The sequence below is a fragment of the Isoptericola jiangsuensis genome, assembly GCF_048320105.1.
Lineage (GTDB): Bacteria > Actinomycetota > Actinomycetes > Actinomycetales > Cellulomonadaceae > Isoptericola > Isoptericola jiangsuensis_A.
Window position 1 is genome coordinate 1,550,071 of record NZ_CP182942.1, and the last position, 18,840, is coordinate 1,568,910.

General features: G+C 73.1%; 16 protein-coding genes and 1 pseudogene. 7 read left to right on the forward strand and 10 right to left on the reverse strand.

Annotation, left to right across the window (positions count from 1 at the left end):
* Nucleotides 1–124 precede the first annotated feature (124 nt).
* Nucleotides 125–1,021 (reverse strand): succinate--CoA ligase subunit alpha, encoded by an 897-nt coding sequence (gene sucD, locus ACNHYB_RS07245; RefSeq protein ID WP_418277754.1) that lies wholly within the window; start codon nt 1,019–1,021, stop codon nt 125–127.
* Nucleotides 1,022–1,059: 38 nt separating this feature from the next.
* Nucleotides 1,060–2,229 carry an ADP-forming succinate--CoA ligase subunit beta gene (gene sucC / locus ACNHYB_RS07250; RefSeq protein WP_418277755.1) on the reverse strand — a complete coding sequence of 390 codons (1,170 nt, stop codon included), beginning with the start codon at nt 2,227–2,229 and terminating at the stop codon, nt 1,060–1,062.
* 257 nt (nt 2,230–2,486) lie between these two features.
* Here sucC and ACNHYB_RS07255 point away from each other — a divergent pair, with 257 nt between their 5' ends.
* Nucleotides 2,487–2,693 carry a helix-turn-helix domain-containing protein gene (locus tag ACNHYB_RS07255; protein ID WP_418277756.1) on the forward strand — a complete coding sequence of 69 codons (207 nt, stop codon included), beginning with the start codon at nt 2,487–2,489 and terminating at the stop codon, nt 2,691–2,693.
* Nucleotides 2,693–3,241, forward strand: a complete 549-nt coding sequence (locus tag ACNHYB_RS07260) for a Clp protease N-terminal domain-containing protein (protein WP_418277758.1) — start codon at nt 2,693–2,695, stop codon at nt 3,239–3,241. The genes ACNHYB_RS07255 and ACNHYB_RS07260 overlap by 1 nt, the downstream gene beginning before the upstream one ends.
* 5 nt (nt 3,242–3,246) lie before the next feature.
* Here ACNHYB_RS07260 and ACNHYB_RS07265 read toward each other — a convergent pair whose 3' ends face one another.
* Together ACNHYB_RS07265 and pcrA are read right to left on the reverse strand one after the other, a co-directional pair.
* Complete coding sequence (locus ACNHYB_RS07265; protein ID WP_418277759.1) at nt 3,247–5,316, reverse strand: acyltransferase family protein; 2,070 nt, start codon at nt 5,314–5,316, stop codon at nt 3,247–3,249.
* Nucleotides 5,317–5,411: 95 nt separating this feature from the next.
* Nucleotides 5,412–8,059 (reverse strand): annotated as a pseudogene (pcrA, locus tag ACNHYB_RS07270) (DNA helicase PcrA).
* Between the two features lie 73 nt (nt 8,060–8,132).
* Between pcrA and ACNHYB_RS07275 the strand changes: the two are divergent.
* A complete protein-coding gene (locus ACNHYB_RS07275; protein WP_418277760.1) occupies nt 8,133–9,776 on the forward strand; it encodes a DUF389 domain-containing protein in 1,644 nt (547 codons plus the stop codon).
* 46 nt (nt 9,777–9,822) lie between these two features.
* Here ACNHYB_RS07275 and ACNHYB_RS07280 read toward each other — a convergent pair whose 3' ends face one another.
* From ACNHYB_RS07280 to ACNHYB_RS07305, 6 genes are all read right to left on the reverse strand, one after another.
* Nucleotides 9,823–10,635 (reverse strand): hypothetical protein, encoded by an 813-nt coding sequence (locus tag ACNHYB_RS07280; RefSeq protein WP_418277761.1) that lies wholly within the window; start codon nt 10,633–10,635, stop codon nt 9,823–9,825.
* Nucleotides 10,632–11,381, reverse strand: coding sequence for an ABC transporter ATP-binding protein (locus tag ACNHYB_RS07285; protein ID WP_418277762.1), 750 nt, complete (start codon nt 11,379–11,381; stop codon nt 10,632–10,634). The genes ACNHYB_RS07280 and ACNHYB_RS07285 overlap by 4 nt, the downstream gene beginning before the upstream one ends.
* The gene (locus tag ACNHYB_RS07290; RefSeq protein WP_418277763.1) at nt 11,347–11,730 is read right to left on the reverse strand and encodes a GntR family transcriptional regulator; all 384 of its coding nucleotides are present in this window, start codon (nt 11,728–11,730) and stop codon (nt 11,347–11,349) included. Before ACNHYB_RS07290 ends, ACNHYB_RS07285 begins: the two co-directional genes overlap by 35 nt.
* Nucleotides 11,731–12,024: 294 nt before the next feature.
* Nucleotides 12,025–12,465 carry a GNAT family N-acetyltransferase gene (locus tag ACNHYB_RS07295; RefSeq protein ID WP_418277764.1) on the reverse strand — a complete coding sequence of 147 codons (441 nt, stop codon included), beginning with the start codon at nt 12,463–12,465 and terminating at the stop codon, nt 12,025–12,027.
* A 171-nt stretch (nt 12,466–12,636) separates the two neighbouring features.
* Complete coding sequence (locus tag ACNHYB_RS07300; protein ID WP_418277765.1) at nt 12,637–13,119, reverse strand: DUF456 domain-containing protein; 483 nt, start codon at nt 13,117–13,119, stop codon at nt 12,637–12,639.
* Nucleotides 13,120–13,365: 246 nt separating this feature from the next.
* Complete coding sequence (locus ACNHYB_RS07305) at nt 13,366–13,740, reverse strand: hypothetical protein (RefSeq protein ID WP_418277766.1); 375 nt, start codon at nt 13,738–13,740, stop codon at nt 13,366–13,368.
* A 360-nt stretch (nt 13,741–14,100) separates the two neighbouring features.
* Between ACNHYB_RS07305 and ACNHYB_RS07310 the strand changes: the two genes are divergently transcribed.
* Genes ACNHYB_RS07310 through ACNHYB_RS07325 form a run of 4 tightly spaced genes read left to right on the forward strand, consistent with a single transcriptional unit; the run spans nt 14,101 to nt 18,827 of the window.
* Nucleotides 14,101–15,903 (forward strand): nitrite/sulfite reductase, encoded by a 1,803-nt coding sequence (locus tag ACNHYB_RS07310; RefSeq protein WP_418277767.1) that lies wholly within the window; start codon nt 14,101–14,103, stop codon nt 15,901–15,903.
* Nucleotides 15,900–16,778: a phosphoadenylyl-sulfate reductase gene (locus ACNHYB_RS07315; RefSeq protein ID WP_418277768.1), complete on the forward strand. Its 879-nt coding sequence runs from the start codon at nt 15,900–15,902 to the stop codon at nt 16,776–16,778. The genes ACNHYB_RS07310 and ACNHYB_RS07315 overlap by 4 nt, the downstream gene beginning before the upstream one ends.
* A 25-nt stretch (nt 16,779–16,803) precedes the next feature.
* A complete protein-coding gene (cobA, locus tag ACNHYB_RS07320; protein WP_418277769.1) occupies nt 16,804–18,054 on the forward strand; it encodes a uroporphyrinogen-III C-methyltransferase in 1,251 nt (416 codons plus the stop codon).
* A 56-nt stretch (nt 18,055–18,110) separates the two neighbouring features.
* Nucleotides 18,111–18,827, forward strand: coding sequence for a sirohydrochlorin chelatase (locus tag ACNHYB_RS07325; protein ID WP_418277770.1), 717 nt, complete (start codon nt 18,111–18,113; stop codon nt 18,825–18,827).
* Nucleotides 18,828–18,840: the final 13 nt, after the last annotated feature.

The window sequence follows — 18,840 nt, forward strand, 5'->3', positions numbered from 1 at the left end:
ATCGTCTCCCGGCCGGGCACCGCCGTCGGGCACCAAAACGCCGAGGCACCAGGTTTGCCGGGAGCCGGCCTTCGCGGGGGCGGCTCGGGGCAGACCTGGTGCCTCGGCGTCAGGGACGCAGGGCTCAGAGGGCCTGCAGGATCTCCCGCATGAGCGCGGCGGTCTCGGACGGCGTCTTGCCGACCTTCACGCCGACGGCCTCCAGGGCCTCCTTCTTCGCCTGCGCGGTGCCGGCCGAGCCGGACACGATCGCGCCGGCGTGGCCCATCGTCTTGCCCTCGGGGGCGGTGAAGCCCGCGACGTAGCCCACGACCGGCTTGGTCACGTGCTCGGCGATGTAGGCCGCGGCACGCTCCTCGGCGTCGCCGCCGATCTCGCCGATCATGACGATCGCCTTGGTCTCGGGGTCGTTCTCGAAGGCCTCGAGCGCGTCGATGTGGGTGGTGCCCACGATCGGGTCGCCGCCGATGCCGATGGCGGTCGAGAAGCCGAAGTCCTTCAGCTCGTACATCATCTGGTAGGTCAGCGTGCCCGACTTGGACACCAGGCCCACCGGGCCCTTGCCGGTGATCGTGTGCGGGGTGATGCCCGCCAGCGACTCGCCCGGCGTGATGATGCCCGGGCAGTTGGGGCCGATCATGCGCGTGGACTTGCCCTGCAGGTAGGCCCACACCTCGGCCGTGTCCTGGACGGGCACGCCCTCGGTGATGACGACGATGAGCGGCATCTCGGCGTCGACGGCCTCGATCGCGGCGTCCTTGGTGAAGGCCGGCGGCACGAACAGCACCGAGACGTTCGCCCCGGTCTCGGCCATGGCCTCCTTCACCGTGCCGAAGACCGGCAGGGTGACGTCGTTGCCCTCGTGGTCCTTGTGCTCCACGGTGGTGCCGGCCTTGCGGGCGTTCACGCCGCCCACGATCTGTGCGCCGGAGTCGAGCATGAGGGCGGTGTGCTTGGCACCCATCCCGCCCGTGATGCCCTGGACGATGATCTTCGAGTCGGAGTTCAGGTAGATCGACATGGTTGTTCTTGTCTCTGCTCTCTAGGGTCCGCGGGCGGTCAGATGTTGGCCAGCTCGGCAGCCTTGTCGGCGCCGCCGTCCATGGTCTCGGCCAGCGTGACGAGCGGGTGGTTCGCCTCGGCGAGGATCTCGCGGCCCAGGGCCACGTTGTTGCCGTCCAGGCGCACGACCAGCGGCTTGGTGGCCTCGTCGCCGAGGATCTTCAGCGCGCCGACGATGCCGTTGGCGACCTCGTCGCACGCGGTGATGCCGCCGAAGACGTTGACGAACACGCTCTTGACCTGCGGGTCACCCAGGATGACGTCGAGGCCGTTCGCCATCACCTGGGCGTTCGCGCCGCCACCGATGTCGAGGAAGTTGGCGGGCTTGACGCCGCCGTGGGCCTCGCCGGCGTAGGCGACGACGTCGAGGGTCGACATGACCAGACCCGCGCCGTTGCCGATGATGCCGACCTCGCCGTCGAGCTTGACGTAGTTGAGGCCGTTCGCCTTGGCCTTGGCCTCCAGCGGGTCGGCCGTCTCGGCGTCCTCGAGCGCCGCGTGGTCCGGGTGACGGACCTCGGAGGCGTTCTCGTCGAGGGTGACCTTGCCGTCGAGGGCGATGATCGCGCCGTCCTCGGTGCGGACCAGCGGGTTGACCTCGACGAGGGTGGCGTCCTCGGCGGTGAACACGGTCCAGAGCTTGCGGATGACGTCGGCGACCGGGGCCTGGAGCTCGGCGGAGAAGCCGGCCTCGGTGACGATCTCGATGGACTTGGCCTCGTCGATGCCGACGATCGGGTCGACGGCGACCTTGGCGAGGGCCTCGGGACGCTCGACGGCCAGCTGCTCGATCTCCATGCCGCCCTCGACCGAGCACATCGCCAGGTAGTTGCGGTTCGAGCGGTCCAGGAGCACGGAGAAGTAGAACTCCTCGGCGATCTTGGCACCCTCCGCGATCATCACGCGGTGGACCGTGTGGCCCTTGATGTCCATGCCGAGGATCTCCTCGGCCTTCTCCTGCGTCTCGGCCGGCGAGTGCGCGAGCTTGACGCCACCGGCCTTGCCACGGCCGCCGGTCTTGACCTGGGCCTTGACGACAACGGTTCCGCCGCCCAGCTTCTCTGCGCCTGCGCGAGCCTCCTCGGGCGTCGTCGCGACGACGCCCCCGAGCACGGGCACGCCGTGCTTCTCGAAGATGTCGCGAGCCTGGTATTCGAACAGGTCCACCCTGCTGCGTCCTTCCATCGGTTGTGCCCCTGGGTCGGCAGAGGCCGGCCTGAGCGATGTCTCGACGTCAAGACATCTCGTCCAGAGTAGCCCGCAGGCCGCCGCCGGTCCTACGCCCGTCGACGATCTGGCCTCCCGACGTGACGGATCGCACAGGCGCTCGAGCGCTTCCGCGCCGTCGTACCGGTGCGCGAGGCGGCACGGACGAGCCGTCAACCAGTGTTGACACGTGGCGTGCGTCAATCTAGGTTGACACCATGACGGACCAGACGATCACCGCAGCGGCCGGGGACGACCCCGGCGCCGGGATGCGTGCCGTGCGGGCGCTGCGCGACCTCGCCGACCGCCTGGAGACGCTCCAGGTCGAACGTGCCCGTTCGCTCGGCTGGTCCTGGCAGGAGATCGCCGCCGCGCTCGGGGTGTCCCGCCAGGCCGTCCACAAGAAGCACGCCAGGAGGCTCTGATGTTCGAGAGGTTCACCCGCGACGCACGCTCCGTCGTCGTCGACGCCCAGCAGGTCGCCCGCGAGCTCCGCTCACCCACCATCGACAGCCGCCACCTCGTGGTCGCCCTCGCGCAGGGCCCCGGCCCCGTCGCCACCGCCCTGCGCGCCGTCGGCGCGGACCCCGACGACGTCGCGGCGAGCGCCCGGCGCGACCTCGCCGCCGGCGACCCGCTCGACGGCGCCGCGCTGGCCGCCGTCGGGGTCGACGTGGACCGTGTGAGGCAGCAGGCCGACCAGGTGTTCGGCCCCGGCTCGCTGGACCGTGCCGGACGGCGCACGGCCCGACGCGGCGGGCACCACGCGTTCGCGAAGGACGCCAGGAAGGCGCTCGAGCTGTCCCTGCGGGAGGCGGTCCGGCTCCACGAGAAGAGCATCGGGAGGCGCCACCTGCTGCTCGGTGTGCTGCGCGCCGACTGCCCGGGCGGCCGCGTCCTGCAGTCCGCCCTGCACGACGCCGGCACCGACGTCCCTACCCTGCGGGACACCGTCGAGCAGGTCCGGGCCTGAGGGGGTCAGCCGATCTGCGCGAGCGTCTTCTTGAGAACCTTCGCGTACACCTCGATGCCCTCGACGTTCGGGTGGGTCCGGTCGTCGTAGAGCAGGCCAGGGCGGTCGCGGACGGCATCGGCCCACGGGGCCACGTACACGTTGTCGTGCTTGGCCGCGATCTTGTCGAGGGTCTTGTTCGTCTCGGGCACCCAGCTGCTCACCCCGACCGTGGACACCACCACGACGGTCCGGTCGGGGCCGGCGAGGTCGATGATCTCCTCCAGCGCCTCGACGGCACCGTTCCACGCGAACCCGCCGTTGGTGCCGAACTGCAGCACCACCACCTCCCGCAGGTCGCCGTCCCGCTCGGCCGCGCGGACGATCTCCGGGGCGTCGACCCACTTGCGGATCGGCAGGCCGTCCACGTCGATCCCCGGGAACCTGTCGAGCAGCGCCGGTGCCGCGCCGGAGAGCACCGAGTCCCCGAACGCCGAGATCCGGTCGCCCGTGATCTTCTCCTGGGCAGGTTCGGCCGCGGCCTCGTCCGTCTCGTCGCTCGCGGCGTCGTCGGCCGGTTCGTCCGCCTCCTTCGCCCCGTCCTCCTCGACGGCCTCGTCGCCCTGGTCCGCTCCGTCGGCGTCGTCCTCGTCCTGCACGGGCGCGGCGTCGTCCGCCCCGTCGTCCCCCTCGTTCGACACCGGCTCCGACACCGCGCCGGACTCCGCCTGCTGGGCGAGCAGCGCCTGGCCCCGCTCGACCGCGAGCTGCGCCTGGGAGACCTGCGGGGCGGTCGCCACGGCGACCCCGGCCACGAGCACCACCAGCGCGGCCGTCCCGGCCAGGACGCGCGCGGCCACCGGCCGCGGCGCGAACGCACCCAGCGCCCCGGCCACCCGACGGACCGTCGCCCGGAACCCGTCCCGGCGCACAGGCGTCTCGACCCACCGGTACGAGGCCGGCGAGGCGAGCAGCGTGATCCCCGTCGCGAGCGCCACCCCACGCCACCACTGCGGGGTGCCCGGCTGAGCACCCACCGCGGCATCGACGAGGAGCAGCACGGGCCAGTGCCACAGGTAGAGCCCGTAGGAGCGCGCACCGACCCACACCACGGGGCGGCACTCCGCCAGCCGGACGCCGAACGTCCGCCGTCCGACCTCGGTGACGTCGGCGCAGCGTGCCACCAGCAGGAGCGCCAGGACGCTGCCCAGCAGGATTCCTCCGCGGTACGCCCACGCGGAGTCGGCGTGCAGGCCGGCCACGAGGGCGGCCAGGCCCCCGAGCCCGACCGGGACCGCCCACCAGGCGCGCTCCGGCAGCAGCCGACCCCCCGTGCTCCACCGCAGCGCCGCGGCGGCCCCGAGCAGCAGCCCGAAGCAGTGGGTGTCGGTGCCGTAGTAGACCCGCGTCGGGTCGCCCCCCGGGACGTACATCACGGCCATCGCGACCGCGGAGGCGAGCGCGCCGGCGGCGACGACGACCTCGCGCGCCCGTCCCGCCGGCGTCAGCACGATGAGCAGCACGAGGACGACGGGCCAGAGCAGGTAGAACTGCTCCTCCACGGCGAGCGACCAGAACGTCTGGAAGAGCTGGGGTGCGGTCTCGTCGAAGTAGCTCGTCCCGGCGGAGATCTCCAGCCAGTTGCTCGAGAACGTCGCGGCGCCGAGCACCTGCCGCCCGATGCCGACCAGGAGGTCGGGCGAGACGATGCGGGCCGCCACCACCGAGACGACCACGACGACGGCGAGGGCCGGCAGCAGCCGCCGGGCACGGCGTCGCCAGAACTCGGCCAGCCGGATGCGGCGGGAGCCCTGGATCTCGCGGACGAGCAGCGTGGTGATGATGAACCCGCTGACCACGAAGAACACGTCGACGCCGAGGAACCCGCCCGGCAGGGTCGTCGGGGAGACGTGGTAGGCGATGACGAGCAGCACGGCCAGCGCGCGCAGCGCGTCGAGACCGACGACACGCTCGCGCGAGCCCGACGCCCGACGACGGCGGTGCGGGTCGGTCGTCCGTCGCGCCCCACCTGGCGTGGCAGGTGCCGCGGGCGTGCGACCCTGCAGCCCCTGCCCCGACTCCGTCTGCGTCGCCATGTGCGCTCCCGCGGGTGGCACGCCCCCTGGCGTGTCTCTGCGGGAAGGCTAGACCCGGCGGGCCCTTCGCACGCGGAGGCGCGGCGGGCGCGGTCTCAGAGCCTGGTGACCGGGCTGAAGCGCAGCAGCAGCCGCTTGGTGCCGTCCGCCCCGAAGTCGATCTTCGCCACCGCGTTGTGCCCCGCACCCTCCACCGCCACGACGGTGCCGACGCCGTAGGCGTCGTGCGTCACCCGGTCCCCGACGTCGAGCGTCGGGATGTCGGAGTCCTGGCGGGGCGTCGCCGAGCCGAACGACGAGGCCCCGCCCGGTGCCGCCGTCGGGGAAGCGGCGTCACGGCGCGTGATGACCCGCCCCGACGTCGCGCCCGAGCCGCCCGGCCGGGCGACGGGCCGGCGGCCCTGGCCGGCACGCGGACCGCCGTACGATCCCCAGGCGGAGCCACCGCGCCGCAACGTCTGGGTCGCGGACTCCGCCCGGCGCCAGTCGATCAGGTCGGTGGGGATCTCGTCGAGGAACCGGCTGGGCGGGAACTCGTTCGACATGCCGAACGCCGAGCGGGTCGCCGACCGCGACAGGTAGAGCCGCTGGCGGGCGCGCGTGATGCCCACGTAGGCGAGCCGGCGCTCCTCGGACAGCTCGCCGTCGTCGTGCAGGGACCGCATGTGCGGGAACGTGCCGTCCTCCATCCCGGTGAGGAACACCACGGGGAACTCCAGCCCCTTGGCCGTGTGCAGCGTCATCAGGGTGACCACGCCGGGGTCCTCGACCGGCTCGGCCTCCGCCTCGTGCTCCGCGCCACCGTCGACCACGTCCTCGTCGGGGATCTGGTCGGCGTCCGCCACGAGGGAGACCCGCTCGAGGAAGTCGCCCAGGTCGCCCTCCGGGTCCATCTCGGTGAACTCCGCGGCGACGGCGTGCAGCTCGGCGAGGTTCTCCACCCGGGTGGCGTCCTGCGGGTCGTCGCTCGCCCGGAGCTCGGCGAGGTAGCCGGTGCGGTCCAGCACGGCGCCGAGCACCTCCGCCGGGGTGGCCCCGGAGTCCACGAGCGCACGCAGCTCCGCCATCATCTCCGCGAAGGCACGCAGCGGGCGCAGGGTGCGCGTCGTCATCCCGGCGATGTCGTCCACGCGGTCGAGCGCGGCACCGAACGAGATGCGCTCACCGTCGGCGAAGCCCGCGACCAGCGCCTCGGCACGGTCGCCCAGGCCCCGCTTGGGGACGTTGAGGACACGCCGCACGGACACGTCGTCGTCGGGGTTGGACAGGGCGCGCAGGTAGGCGACCGCGTCCTTGACCTCCTTGCGCTCGTAGAAGCGCGTCCCGCCGACCACCTTGTAGGGCAGCCCGACACGGATGAGCACCTCCTCCAGCGCCCGGGACTGGGCGTTGGTGCGGTAGAAGATCGCCACGTCCCCGGGCCGCACGCCGTCGTCGTCGCCGAGCCGGTCGATCTCCTGCGCCACGAACCGCGCCTCGTGGTGCTCGTCGTCGGCGACGTAGCCGACGATCTTCTCCCCGGACCGGCGTCCGTCCACAGGCGCTTCGGACGGCGAGCCGTGTTGCGGTCGATGACGGCGTTCGCCGCCGACAGGATGTTCTGCGTCGAGCGGTAGTTCTGCTCCAGCAGGATCGTGCGCGCGTCCGGGTAGTCCTCCTCGAACTCCACGATGTTGCGGATCGTGGCCCCGCGGAACGCGTAGATGGACTGGTCGGCGTCGCCGACGACGGTCAGCTCGGCCGGGTCCAGCCCCGCGTCCGGGGTGCCCGTGAGCTCGCGCACCAGCACGTACTGCGCATGGTTGGTGTCCTGGTACTCGTCGACCATGATGTGCCGGAACCGGCGCCGGTAGTGCTCGGCCACGGCCGGGAACGCCTGCAGCAGGTTGACGGTCGTCATGATGATGTCGTCGAAGTCCAGCGCGTGCGCCTGGGCGAGGCGCGCCTGGTAGCGGCGGTAGACGTCCGCCAGCACGGCGTCGTGCTGCCCCGTGCTCGCGTCCGCGATGCCGCCGCCGGCGGCCGCCCGCTCGCGCCACCCGTCCGTCGTCACGTCCGCCCCGGCGCGCTGCGCGTACGTCTCGGGGTTGACGAGCTCGTTCTTGAGGTCGCTGATCCTGTTCGCCAGGGAGCGCGCCGGGTACTTCTTGACGTCGAGGTCGAGCTCGCGGCACACCAGCGTGATGAGCCGCTGGGAGTCCGCGGCGTCGTAGATGGAGAAGCTGGAGCGCAGCCCCAGCGTCTTGGCCTCGCGACGCAGGATCCGCACGCACGCCGAGTGGAACGTCGACACCCACATGCGCCCCGCGGCGGGGCCGACGAGCTGCTGGACGCGCTCGCGCATCTCCGCGGCCGCCTTGTTGGTGAACGTGATCGCCAGGATCTGACCGGGCCGGGCGCGGCCCGTCGCGAGCAGGTGCGCGATGCGGTGGGTCAGCACCCGGGTCTTGCCGGACCCGGCGCCCGCCACGATGAGCAGCGGCGAGCCCTCGTGCACGACGGCGTCCTGCTGGGGTTCGTTGAGGCCGTCGAGCAGCGCTCGCGCCGCCTCCTTGCGAGCTTCCTCACGAGCGTCGTCAGAGGCTCGGTCGACGCCGTCACCGGCGCCGTCGTCGGAACGTCGCGCCCAGTCCGGGGCCGCGTCGTCGTCCCAGCGGGGCGCCGTGGTGGGAAGGCGCGCGGTGGCGCCGGCAGCGGGCGCGTCGAGACCGGGCAGGGAGAGGCTGTCGAAGAGCGAAGTCATGGCGCACCCAGCGTAGGCGCTGCCGGGGACATCTGGACGCGCCGACCCGACGCCGCGCGGCTATCTTTCGGCCATGGAGAAGGCAGCGACGGACACCGGCGACACGGCCGTCACCACGACGCCGGTGACGTTCGCGGACCTGCTGGCCCACCCGGCCCGCCTGGTCAACCCGTCCACCGTCGGCGGGACCGTGGCGCTCGTCATCGGGCTCGTCCTCGTCCTTGTACCGGCCCTGTCCCACGAGCTCACGGAGTTCGTCGTCGGCCTCGGGCTGCTCACCTCCGGCATCAACGACCTGTGGACCACCACCCGCCGACGGCACCTGCGGATGACGGCCCGCGTCGCGGCGGCGCTGCGCGGAGCCGTGTCGCTCGCGCTCGCCGCCGTCTTCCTGGTGTGGACGCAGGACGCACTGGCCGCCACCATCGTGCTGGGCGCCGCCTACCTGCTGGTACGCAGCCTGCTCACCCTGCTGCTCGCCGTGGTGAGCCGAGACAGGACCCGCCGGGCGCCCCGCTACGCCGGCGGCACCGTCGGGCTGGCGCTGTCCGTCCTGGTGATCGCCACCCCGGACGTCTACACCGACTGGATCTCGGCCGGCGTCGGCCTCCTCGCCGTCATCGGCGGCACCATCACGCTGGCGTACGGCTACCGGATCGCCTCCGGGCACCACGAGCGGCCCGAAGGCCTCTACCCGTCGTTCACCGAGATCCTCTGGTCGTGGGTCGAGCACACCGACGTCGGCGCCGACCGTCGCACCGAGCTGGCCGACCAGCTCTACCTGGAGCGCCCCGAGATCGTGGGCAAACGGATCGCCTGGTGGACGATGCTCGTGCTCAGCGTCGCCATCGCGACCCTCGCGGTGCTCCAAGACTCCACCGCCGTCGTCATCGGTGCGATGCTCGTGGCCCCGCTCATGACCCCGATCCTCGGCCTGGCGGCAGCACTGGTCAGCGGGTGGGCCGTGCGGTCCCTGCGCTCGCTGGCCCTCATCATCGCCGGCGTGGTGGTCGCCGTCGGCCTCGCGTTCGTGATCTCGACGTGGGTGCCGAGCGTCGTCCCCTTCGACACCAACTCCCAGATCTCCTCGCGCGTGAACCCCACGCTGCTGGACATGCTCGTCGCGCTCGCAGCGGGTGCCGCCGGGGCGTTCGCCACGGCGGACCGCCGCGTGGCGTCCTCGCTCGGCGGGGTGGCGATCGCCGTCGCGCTCGTGCCGCCGCTGTCCGTCGTCGGCGTGGCGCTCAGCGCAGGGCGGCCCGAGGACGCCGCGGGCGCGCTGCTGCTCTTCAGCACCAACTTCGTGTCCATCGTGCTGTCCGCCGCCGTGGTGTTCGTGCTCGCCGGTGTGGCGGACCCGGACGCGCTGCGTCGTGGCGGACGCCAGATCGTCCTGACGCTCGCGCCGTTCGTCACCGCGGCCCTGCTCATCCTGCTGCCGCTGCTGCTCACGACCGACGGCCTGCTCACCACGACGTCGCAGCGGGGCACCGCGCAGGAGGTGGTGACCGAGTGGCTCGACGACACACCGGACCTGGCCGTCTCGGAGGTGTCCGTCGACACGGGCACCGTGGCCGTGGCCCTCACCGGGACCTCGGACTCCCTGCCTCCGCTCGACGAGCTGCAGTCCTCGCTCGGCGACGCGCTCGGAGCGCCCGTCGCCGTCGAGGTGTCGGTGACGCCCGTGGTCACCCACCGGCTGCCGGCGTCCGAGTGAGGCCGGCTGAGGCCGGCTCGGCCGACTCGGGCCGACCACGCCCCGGTCAGACCAGCGAGACCCGGCGCCCCCAGGACCGCACCGACCAGGCCAGGCACACCAGCGTGGTCAGCAGCAGCGCCGGCAGGAAGCCGATCGGCACGACCTGCGGGTCCGAGCCGGCGAGCATCTCCGCGAACAGGTCGAAGTGCACCAGGGCGAGGCCGTCGCCCTCGACCCCGATCGCCAGCGGGACGGCGGCGAACGAGGCGAAGGTGAGGACCTGGATCGCCAGGTAGACCCCGAGCCACACCACGATCGGACCGCCCGCCCCCATCCGGTTGAGGGGCGCCTCGCTGCCGAGCGACGCGGCGAAGAAGTACTGCGTGGGCCAGATGAGGACGAGGCTCAGCACGGCGAGGACCAGCGCGACGGCTCCCCACCAGGACGCCACGTCGACGAGGCTGCGCCACCCGTCACGCAGGGAGACCTCGACGGCCAGCGGTCCGCCGCCGAGGGCGATCAGGCGGGTGGCGCCGAGCGCGATGCCCACGGCCACCACGACGCCGACGAGCGAGACCAGCCACGCCCACAGCATCTTCGACCAGTAGATCGTGGAGCCCTTCACCGGGAGCGTCTGGGTGAGGTAGCCGGTGCGGCCGTAGCTCGACCGCCAGTAGTGGACCGCGAGCAGGATCTGCGCGACCGGCACCAGGACGAAGGCGGCCCCGTACGCGAGGACCGTGCCGAGCGAGGCGAGCACGGGCCACCCCGTGGCGCCGAGCAGCGCCCCCGCGAGGGCGAGGAGCACGGCCACCCCGGTGACGAGGCCGAGCACGGCTCGGGTGCGGAGGATCTCGTGCTTGAGCAGGGTGATCATGAGCCGTACACCTTTCGGAAGATCTGCTCCAGGCTCTCGCCGTGCTCGGCGCGCAGCTCGTCCGCAGCACCGGTCAGCAGCACCCGGCCGTGGCGCATCATCACCACCGAGTCGAGCCCAGGTTCCAGGTCGTGGACCAGGTGGGTGGCGATGACGAGCAGCGAGTCGTCGTCGAGCGTGCGCAGGATGCCGTCGAGGATGCCGTCGCGGGCCGCGGGGTCGACGCCCGAGATCGGTTCGTCGAGCAGGAACACCCGCGCGCGGCGGGCCATGGCGAGGGCGATGTGCACCTTCTCGCGCATGCCCTTGGACATCTCCTCGAGCCGCGTCGACTCCTCGAGGCGGAAGCGAGCGATCAGCTCGGCGGCCTTCGCCCGGTCGAAGTCGGGGTAGAAGTCCTCGAACAGCTCGAGGCAGTAGCGAACCCGGGCACGCTCGGGCAGGGCGCTGCGGTCGGGCAGGTAGGACACGACCGCCTTGGTGGCCGGGCCGAGCGGGAGCCCGGCCACCCGCACCTCGCCGCGATGGTCGGCGTACACCCCGGCGAGCACCTTCATCAGCGTGGACTTGCCGCACCCGTTCTCACCGAGCAGGCCGACGATCTGGCCGCCGGGCAGGTCGAGGTCGAGGCCGTCCAGCGCGGTGCGCGAGCCGTAGTGCACCGTCAGGCCACGGACGCTGACGAGTGCGGGCTGCTCGGTCATGGCCGGGTCACTCTCCTGGTGCAGGGTCGGTGTGGTGGTCATCCCATCTCTCCTCGATCAGGCGACCTGCGTGGTCGGCCGGCATGCCGAGCCCTCGGACCCGGCGGACGTAGTCGTCGGCGGCCTGGCGGGCGAGGCCGGCACGGGCGTCGTCGATACGTGCGGTGTCAGGGGTGACGAACCGTCCCGCGGTGCGTTCCGAGCGGCACAGTCCCTGACGTTCCAGCTCGGCCAGCGCCCGCTGGACGGTGTTGGGGTTGACCCCCAGCTCGCCGGCGAGGTCGCGCACACCGGCGATCCGGCCGTCGGGGCGCCACTCGCCGGTGACGATCCGCCGGGAGAACTCGGTGACGAGCTGGGCCCAGATCGGTGAGGCGTTGTCGAACTGCACGCGCCCTCCCCCGATCTGTACTAAGTGCTTAATACAGTGACACACGAGGGCGGTGCGGTCAAGGGGTTCTGTCGACGGCGCATGTCCGGACCGAGACCGCGCGATCGGGCGCGGCCCGCCGGGCAGACCGAAACCGCGCGATCGGGCGCGGCCCGCCGGGCAGACCGAAACCGCGCGATCAGGCGATCGGACGGGACCCGCCGGCGGGCGGGGCGACCCGGTCCGTTGCCGGGCGAGCGGTTGCCCGGCGGCCGATCGCGGGCGAGTGCCGGGGCGGGCTCGGGCCCGACAGGGTCAGCGGCGAAGGCGCATCGGCGTGTGCCGGATGTCGTCCTCCAGGTACTCGGGCCCGTCGACGACGAACCCGAAGCGCCCGTAGAACCCCACCAGCGGCGACTGCGCACCCAGGACGACGTCCTGGTCCGGCGCGGCCCGCGTCGCGGCGTCGACGGCGGCGCGCATCAGATCGCCGGACGCCCCGGTGCCGCGCACGTCGGGATGGCACACGACGCGGCCGATGCGCTGCTCGACGCCGTCGTCGAGCACGCGCGCCGTGGCGACCACGCGGTCGTCGTCCAGGATGACCACGTGGCGGGTCGCGGCCTCGAGGTCGCGGCCGTCCAGGTCGGGGTACGCGCAGTCCTGCTCGACGACGAAGACGTCCTGGCGCAGCCGCCACATCCCGTAGGCGGTGCGGGGGTCGAGGCGGTCGAGGGGCTGGACGAGGATCTGCACCGGCTCAACCTACGCGGGCCGGCACGGTCTACGCGGCACTTCGTGATCTGGTCGGCACTCCTGACTGCCGACCAGATCACGAAGTGCCGCGTTGATCGCGAAGTACCGATCGGATGGCGAGGTGCCGCGCGGATCAGGGCTGCCGCACCGCGGGCGGTGCGCGACGGGCCGTCAGGTGGCGATCAGCCCGGCCACCCACACCCCGGTGGCGACGAGACCACCCAGGAGCTGGACGCCGATGGTGATCGCCATCGCCTGGAGCGCGGCGACGGTGGCGGACCAGGCGGCGCGGACGTCGCGGCGACGCAGGTACTCCAGGATCATCACGGCGACGGTGAAGAACAGGAAGAGCCCCACGACGGGCACCACGAAGAACCCCACGACGCCCGCCAGGCCGCCCACGGCGAGCACCGCCCAGGGGACGTCCGCCCGGCGCATGTGCCGCCCGGCCAGCAGCCACTGCCCGAGCTCGGCGAGCCCGATCGCGACCGCCGCGACGGCGAAGCACACCCAGGCGGCGGTGCCGCCCGTGACCCACGCCCACACGAGGATCGCGGTGAAGATCAGGGCGTTGCCGGGCAGGATCTGGACGACGATGCCGACCAGCCCGACAACGATGGCCAGGCCGACGAGGACTTCACCGAGGACGCTCACGGAGGAACTGTCCCACGTCCCGGGCTCGGCCGGGACCGACCCCACGCTCGGGCCCGGTGCAGGGTCACCTGCCGCGGGACGCCCGCCGCGCGATGCCCGCCGCCGGCGGCCGTCGTGCCGTCGGCGGCGGGACGACGACGCCCCGCGACGAGGTCGCGGGGCGCCGGTGCGGAGGTGGGGGGTGCAGAGGTGCGGAGGTGCGGAGACGCCGTGGTGCGGCGGACCCCCTGCGGGCGAGGGGGGTGCTCAGTGCCAGAAGACCGCGATGGCGATGTTGACGAGGGTGAGCCCGCCGATGGCGTGCTTGAGGCCCGGCGCGACGGCGCCGGTGCCGTTGTCGCCCTTGGCGCCCTGGCGCTTGGCCACGAACGCGAGGACGGCGATGACCAGCGCGAAGGTCAGCTTGACGCCGATCTTGGCCATGTCCGGACCGCCGTCGTCCCACATCCCGCTCGCCTCCGCGACGCCGACCATGCCGACGCCGCCCACGAGGGCGGCCAGCGCGCCGTGGAAGACGCCCCGGTACAGGCCGGGGCTGCGCAGGGAGGCGAGGTATCCACCGAAGACGATCGCCCAGCCGATGAAGTGCAGGAAGGCGAGAAGGTTGTAGACGAACTCCATGGCACCAGACTAACGAGATGACGCGGCCGTCAGAAAACCCCGCCCAACCGTCTCAACCAGCGGGCAGCGTCCCACCATGCGGACGCAGGGTTTCCTCACCCGGGGACGGCGGGTTAGATTCGTGCGCATGACCACGGCTGCACTCCCCCGTCACGCGACCACCCGTCGCGAGATGTCGGCGTGCCCGATGCGCATGTGCCTGCGCAGCTGTCAGTGCTGCTGTCGCTGATCGCGCCCCACCTCAGCCCCGTCCGCGCCCTGCGGACCTGAGCACCGGCGCGCGCCGCTGGTCTCGGCCCACCCTCGCTGAGCACCCGTCGTCGCGCGTCCCGCCCCCGAGGACCCGAGGATCTCTCCCCCATGACGACGCAGACGCACACCACGACCCCTGACGAGCAGGCCACCGAGGCAACCCAGCGCCCCGCACGCGCCACCCGTGGCGACGGTGCTGCCCCCGCGGGCGCCCGGCCCGACGGCGCCCGCCCGGCGCGCCCCGCGCGAGCCCCGCGCCCGAACGGGCAGTGGAAGATCGACGGCACCACCCCGCTGAACCACAACGAGGAGTTCAAGCAGGAGGGGCCCCCGCTCGAGGTGCGCGAGCGCATCGAGACGATCTACGCCCGCGACGGCTTCGACTCCATCCCCGGCGACGACCTGCACGGACGTTTCCGCTGGTGGGGCCTGTACACCCAGCGCAAGCCCGGGATCGACGGCGGCCGCACCGCCACGCTCGAGCCGCACGAGCTCGAGGACCGCTACTTCATGCTGCGCGTGCGATCCGACGGCGCCGCCCTGTCCCCGGAGGCGCTGCGCGTCCTGGGCGGCATCTCGACGGAGTTCGCCCGCGGCACCGCCGACATCTCCGACCGCCAGAACATCCAGTTCCACTGGATCGAGGTCGAGGACATGCCCGAGATCTGGCGGCGTCTCGACTCGGTGGGCCTGGAGACGACGACCGCGTGCGGCGACTCGCCCCGTCCGTTCCTCGGCAGCCCCGTCGCCGGCGTCGCCGCCGACGAGATCCTCGACGCGACCGACGTGATCACGGAGATCAAGCGGCAGTTCATCGGCAACCCCGCGCTGGCGAACCTGCCCCGCAAGTTCAAGACGGCGATCTCGGGACACCCGAGCCTCGACGTGGCGCACGAGATCAACGACATCTCGCTGGTCGGCGTCGTGCACCCCGAGCTGGGCCCGGGCTTCGACCTGTGGGTCGGCGGCGGGCTCTCGACGGCTCCGCGCCTGGGCGAGCGACTCGGCGCGTTCGTCACCCCGGAGCAGGCGCCCGCGGTCTGGGAGGGCGTCACGAGCATCTTCCGCGACTACGGCTACCGTCGGCTGCGCAACAAGGCCCGTCTGAAGTTCCTGCTCGCCGACTGGGGCGCTCCCAAGTTCCGCCAGGTGCTGCAGGACGAGTACCTCGGCTACGAGCTGCCCGACGGTCCCCCGCCCGCGCCGGCCACCCGCCCGGGTGACCACGTCGGCGTGCACGAGCAGAAGGACGGCCGCTTCTACGTGGGCGCCGCGCCCGTCGTCGGTCGCGTCGGGGGCAACACGCTCGACGGCCTGGCCGACCTCATCGAGTCCGTGGGGGCCGACGCGGCGCGACTCACCGCCCACCAGAAGGTCGTCGTCCTGGGGGTGCCCGAGGACCGTGTCGACGAGTTCGTCGAGGGGTTGGAGCCGCTGGGGCTCACCGCACGCCCGTCGCTGTTCCGTCGCACCACGCTCGCCTGCACCGGCATCGAGTTCTGCAAGCTCGCGATCGTCGACACCAAGGACACGGCGGCCGGCGTCATCGCGGAGCTCGAGGAGCGTCTGCAGGACGTCACCTCGACCCTCGACGTGCCGATCGGGCTCAACGTCAACGGCTGCCCGAACTCGTGCGCCCGCATCCAGACGGCGGACATCGGCCTCAAGGGGCAGATCATCACCGTCGACGGCGAGCAGATGCCGGGCTTCCAGGTGCACCTGGGCGGCAGCCTCGCCGGTCAGGGCCAGGACGCGGGCGGCCTCGGCCGGACGGTGCGCGGCCTCAAGGTCCCCGCGACCGACGTCGCCGCCTACGTCGAGCGCATCGTGCGCCGGTTCGCCGACCAGCGCACCGCCGGCGAGACGTTCGCCGCGTGGGCACTGCGCGCCGACGAGGAGGTGCTCGTATGACGGCCGTGTCCGTGCCGCTGGGCGTCGCGCCCTCGACGCACGCCGACGCCCCGGCGTCGCCGCTGGCCGAGGCGGCCGCCGCCGCTCGTCGCCGCGTCGACGAGCGCCGCCGGTCCCAGGCGCGCCGCAACGCGCGCGTGGACGGTCGGGAACGGCGTCGCCGCTCCATCGCCGAGCTCTCCGAGATCGCCCGCCGCGGCCAGGCGGAGCTGGGCGGCTCCGGGATCGGGGCGCCCGACGAGGCCTCCGCCGAGGAGGTCATCGCCTGGGCGGTCGAACAGTTCGGCGACTCCCTGGCCGTCGCGTCCTCCATGACCGACTCGGTGCTGTCGTACCTGGTCAGCCGGCAGCTGCCCTGGGTGGACGTGCTGTTCGGCGACACCGGCTACCACTTCGCCGAGACCCTCGGCACGCGGGACGCCGTGGCCCACTCCATCGACGTCACCGTGGTGGACGTACGCCCGCGCCTCAGCGTCGCCGAGCAGGACGAGGCCTACGGCGCCGACCTGTTCGCCCGCGACCCGGAGGCCTGCTGCCGGATGCGCAAGGTCGAGCCGATGCGGGAGATCCTCGGGGGCTACGAGGCGTGGGCCACCGGCCTGCGGCGTGCCGACTCCGGCACCCGTGCCCAGGCGCCGCTGGTGACCTTCGACCACAACAACAACCTGGTGAAGATCAACCCGATCGCCGCGTGGGACGACGACCGCCTCGTCGGCTACGCCCTGCGGCACGGCCTGACGGTCAACCCGCTGCTCAACGACGGCTACCCGTCGATCGGCTGCGAGCCCTGCACCCGGCGCGTGTCCGCCGGGGAGGACGCCCGCGCCGGCCGCTGGTCCGGCGTGGACAAGACCGAGTGCGGTCTGCACATCTGATGCGGTCGTGCGCGAAGATCCTCCTGTGAGCGACCTGTACCCCCTGGGCCTGCGCGTCGGCGACCGGCTCGTCGTCGTCGTCGGCGGCGGACCGGTCGCCACGCGCCGCACCCGTGGCCTGCTCGACGCCGGCGCACGCGTGCGCGTCGTCGCCCCCGACGTCACCGACGACCTGGTGGCCCTCGCCGTGGCGGACGCCGTCGAGCACGTCGCCCGCGCGTACGCGCCCGGCGACCTCGACGGCGCCTGGCTCGTCCACGCGGCGACGGGCGATCCTGACGTGGACGCCGCCGTGGCGGCCGACGCGGAGTCGTCCCGGACGTTCTGCGTCGTCGCGTCGGACGCCGAGCTCGCCACCGCGTGGGTGCCGGCGGTCGCCCGTCTGGACGACGTCGTGATGTCCGTCCACGCCGGTCGCGACCCGCGCCGCGCGACGCGCCTGCGCGATGCCGTGGCCGCGTCGCTGGAGGCGGGCGAGCTTCCCCTGCGCCGCGTCCGTCCCGCCGGGACCTCGTCCGCCGACGCCGTCCGGCCGGGACGCGTCGCCCTCGTGGGCGGCGGACCGGCCGCGCCCGGACTCGTGACGGCCCGCGGCAGGCGCCTCCTCGCGAGCGCCGACGTCGTCGTCGTCGACCGGCTCGGGCCGCGCGGCCTGCTGGCCACCCTGGCCGACGACGTCGAGGTGATCGACGTCGGCAAGACGGCCGGCAACCACCCGGTGCCGCAGGAGCGCATCAACGAGCTGCTGGTGGAGCACGCGCTCGCCGGGCGCGACGTGGTGCGGCTCAAGGGCGGCGACCCGTACGTGTTCGGCCGGGGCGGGGAGGAGGTCGCCGCCTGCCGCGCGGCCGGGATCGAGGTCGAGGTCGTGCCGGGCGTGACCTCGGCGATCTCGGTGCCGGCAGCGGTGGGCATCCCCGTCACGCACCGCCAGGTCGCGGCGGGGTTCAGCGTGCTGACCGCCCACGAGGCCGTCGACGACGTCCCCGGCGGGCCGGGTCACACCCTCGTGCTGCTCATGGGGGTCACCCGGCTGGCCGTCACCGCCGAGGCGCTGGTGGCCGCGGGCCGTCCCCCGAGCACACCCGTCGCCGTCGTCGAGGACGGGTACGGCCCGCGCCAGCGCGCCACGTTCGGCACGTTGGGGGACATCGCCGCGCGGGCCGAGGCCGCCGGGGTGCGCCCCCCGGCGGTGACGGTCGTCGGCGACGTGGTCCGCCTCGCTCCCGGCTGGGCTGCTCACGAGGCCGGCGGCGGCCCTGTGAGCAAGGTGTGACACGGCTTCACCTGGCCGACACCCCCTCGACCGATCGGGCGCGTAGCGTGGACGGCATGGCCGCCCCGACCCTTCTCGCGATCTCCCACGGCACCTCGTCCGCGACGGGTGCCGACGCCGTCGCCACCCTCGTCGACGCCGTCGCCACCCGCCTGGCCGCCGAGGCACCGGTGCACGCGGGCTTCGTGGACGTCCAGCAGCCGGACGTGCCGGCCTGCCTGGCCGATCTGCGGGAGACGACCACGGTGCTCGTCCCGCTGCTGCTGTCCGCCGGCTTCCACGTGCACGTCGACCTGCGCGAGCACATCGAGCGCGCCACCGGTGACGGCCAGGCCGTGCTCCTCGCCGGGGCGCTGGGGCCCGACGCCCGGCTCGTCGACCTCCTCGAGCGCCGGCTGCACGAGGCGGGGCTCACCGACGGCGACGTCGTCGTGCTCGCGGCGGCAGGATCGTCCGACGCGCGGGCCGTGGCCGACTGCGAGCGCACCGGCGCCCTGCTCGCCGAACGCACCGGGCACCCGGTGAGCGTCGGCTACATCGCGAACGCCACCCCGACGCTGCCCGACGTCGTCGCCGCCACCCGGGCGCAGCACCCGCAGGCCCGCGTCGTCACGGCGAGCTACCTCATCGCGCCCGGCTACTTCCAGACGCTCGCGGAGAAGGCGGGCGGTGACGTCACCGCCGCTCCCCTGCTGCTGCCCGACGGCGAGGCGCCGGACGAGATGGTCGACATCGTCGTGGACCGCTACCGCGCCGCCCGGGTCACCGCCTGACCACCGGCGACAC

Excerpts from the sequence above, each read along its gene's own strand:
- sucD (WP_418277754.1), bottom strand. The coding sequence starts at position 1,021 with ATGTCGATCTACCTGAACTCCGACTCGAAGATCATCGTCCAGGGCATC.
- ACNHYB_RS07255 (WP_418277756.1), top strand. The coding sequence starts at position 2,487 with ATGACGGACCAGACGATCACCGCAGCGGCCGGGGACGACCCCGGCGCC.
- ACNHYB_RS07260 (WP_418277758.1), top strand. The coding sequence starts at position 2,693 with ATGTTCGAGAGGTTCACCCGCGACGCACGCTCCGTCGTCGTCGACGCC.
- ACNHYB_RS07265 (WP_418277759.1), bottom strand. The coding sequence starts at position 5,316 with ATGGCGACGCAGACGGAGTCGGGGCAGGGGCTGCAGGGTCGCACGCCC.
- ACNHYB_RS07275 (WP_418277760.1), top strand. The coding sequence starts at position 8,133 with ATGGAGAAGGCAGCGACGGACACCGGCGACACGGCCGTCACCACGACG.
- ACNHYB_RS07280 (WP_418277761.1), bottom strand. The coding sequence starts at position 10,635 with ATGATCACCCTGCTCAAGCACGAGATCCTCCGCACCCGAGCCGTGCTC.
- ACNHYB_RS07285 (WP_418277762.1), bottom strand. The coding sequence starts at position 11,381 with ATGACCACCACACCGACCCTGCACCAGGAGAGTGACCCGGCCATGACC.
- ACNHYB_RS07305 (WP_418277766.1), bottom strand. The coding sequence starts at position 13,740 with ATGGAGTTCGTCTACAACCTTCTCGCCTTCCTGCACTTCATCGGCTGG.
- ACNHYB_RS07310 (WP_418277767.1), top strand. The coding sequence starts at position 14,101 with ATGACGACGCAGACGCACACCACGACCCCTGACGAGCAGGCCACCGAG.
- ACNHYB_RS07315 (WP_418277768.1), top strand. The coding sequence starts at position 15,900 with ATGACGGCCGTGTCCGTGCCGCTGGGCGTCGCGCCCTCGACGCACGCC.
- ACNHYB_RS07325 (WP_418277770.1), top strand. The coding sequence starts at position 18,111 with ATGGCCGCCCCGACCCTTCTCGCGATCTCCCACGGCACCTCGTCCGCG.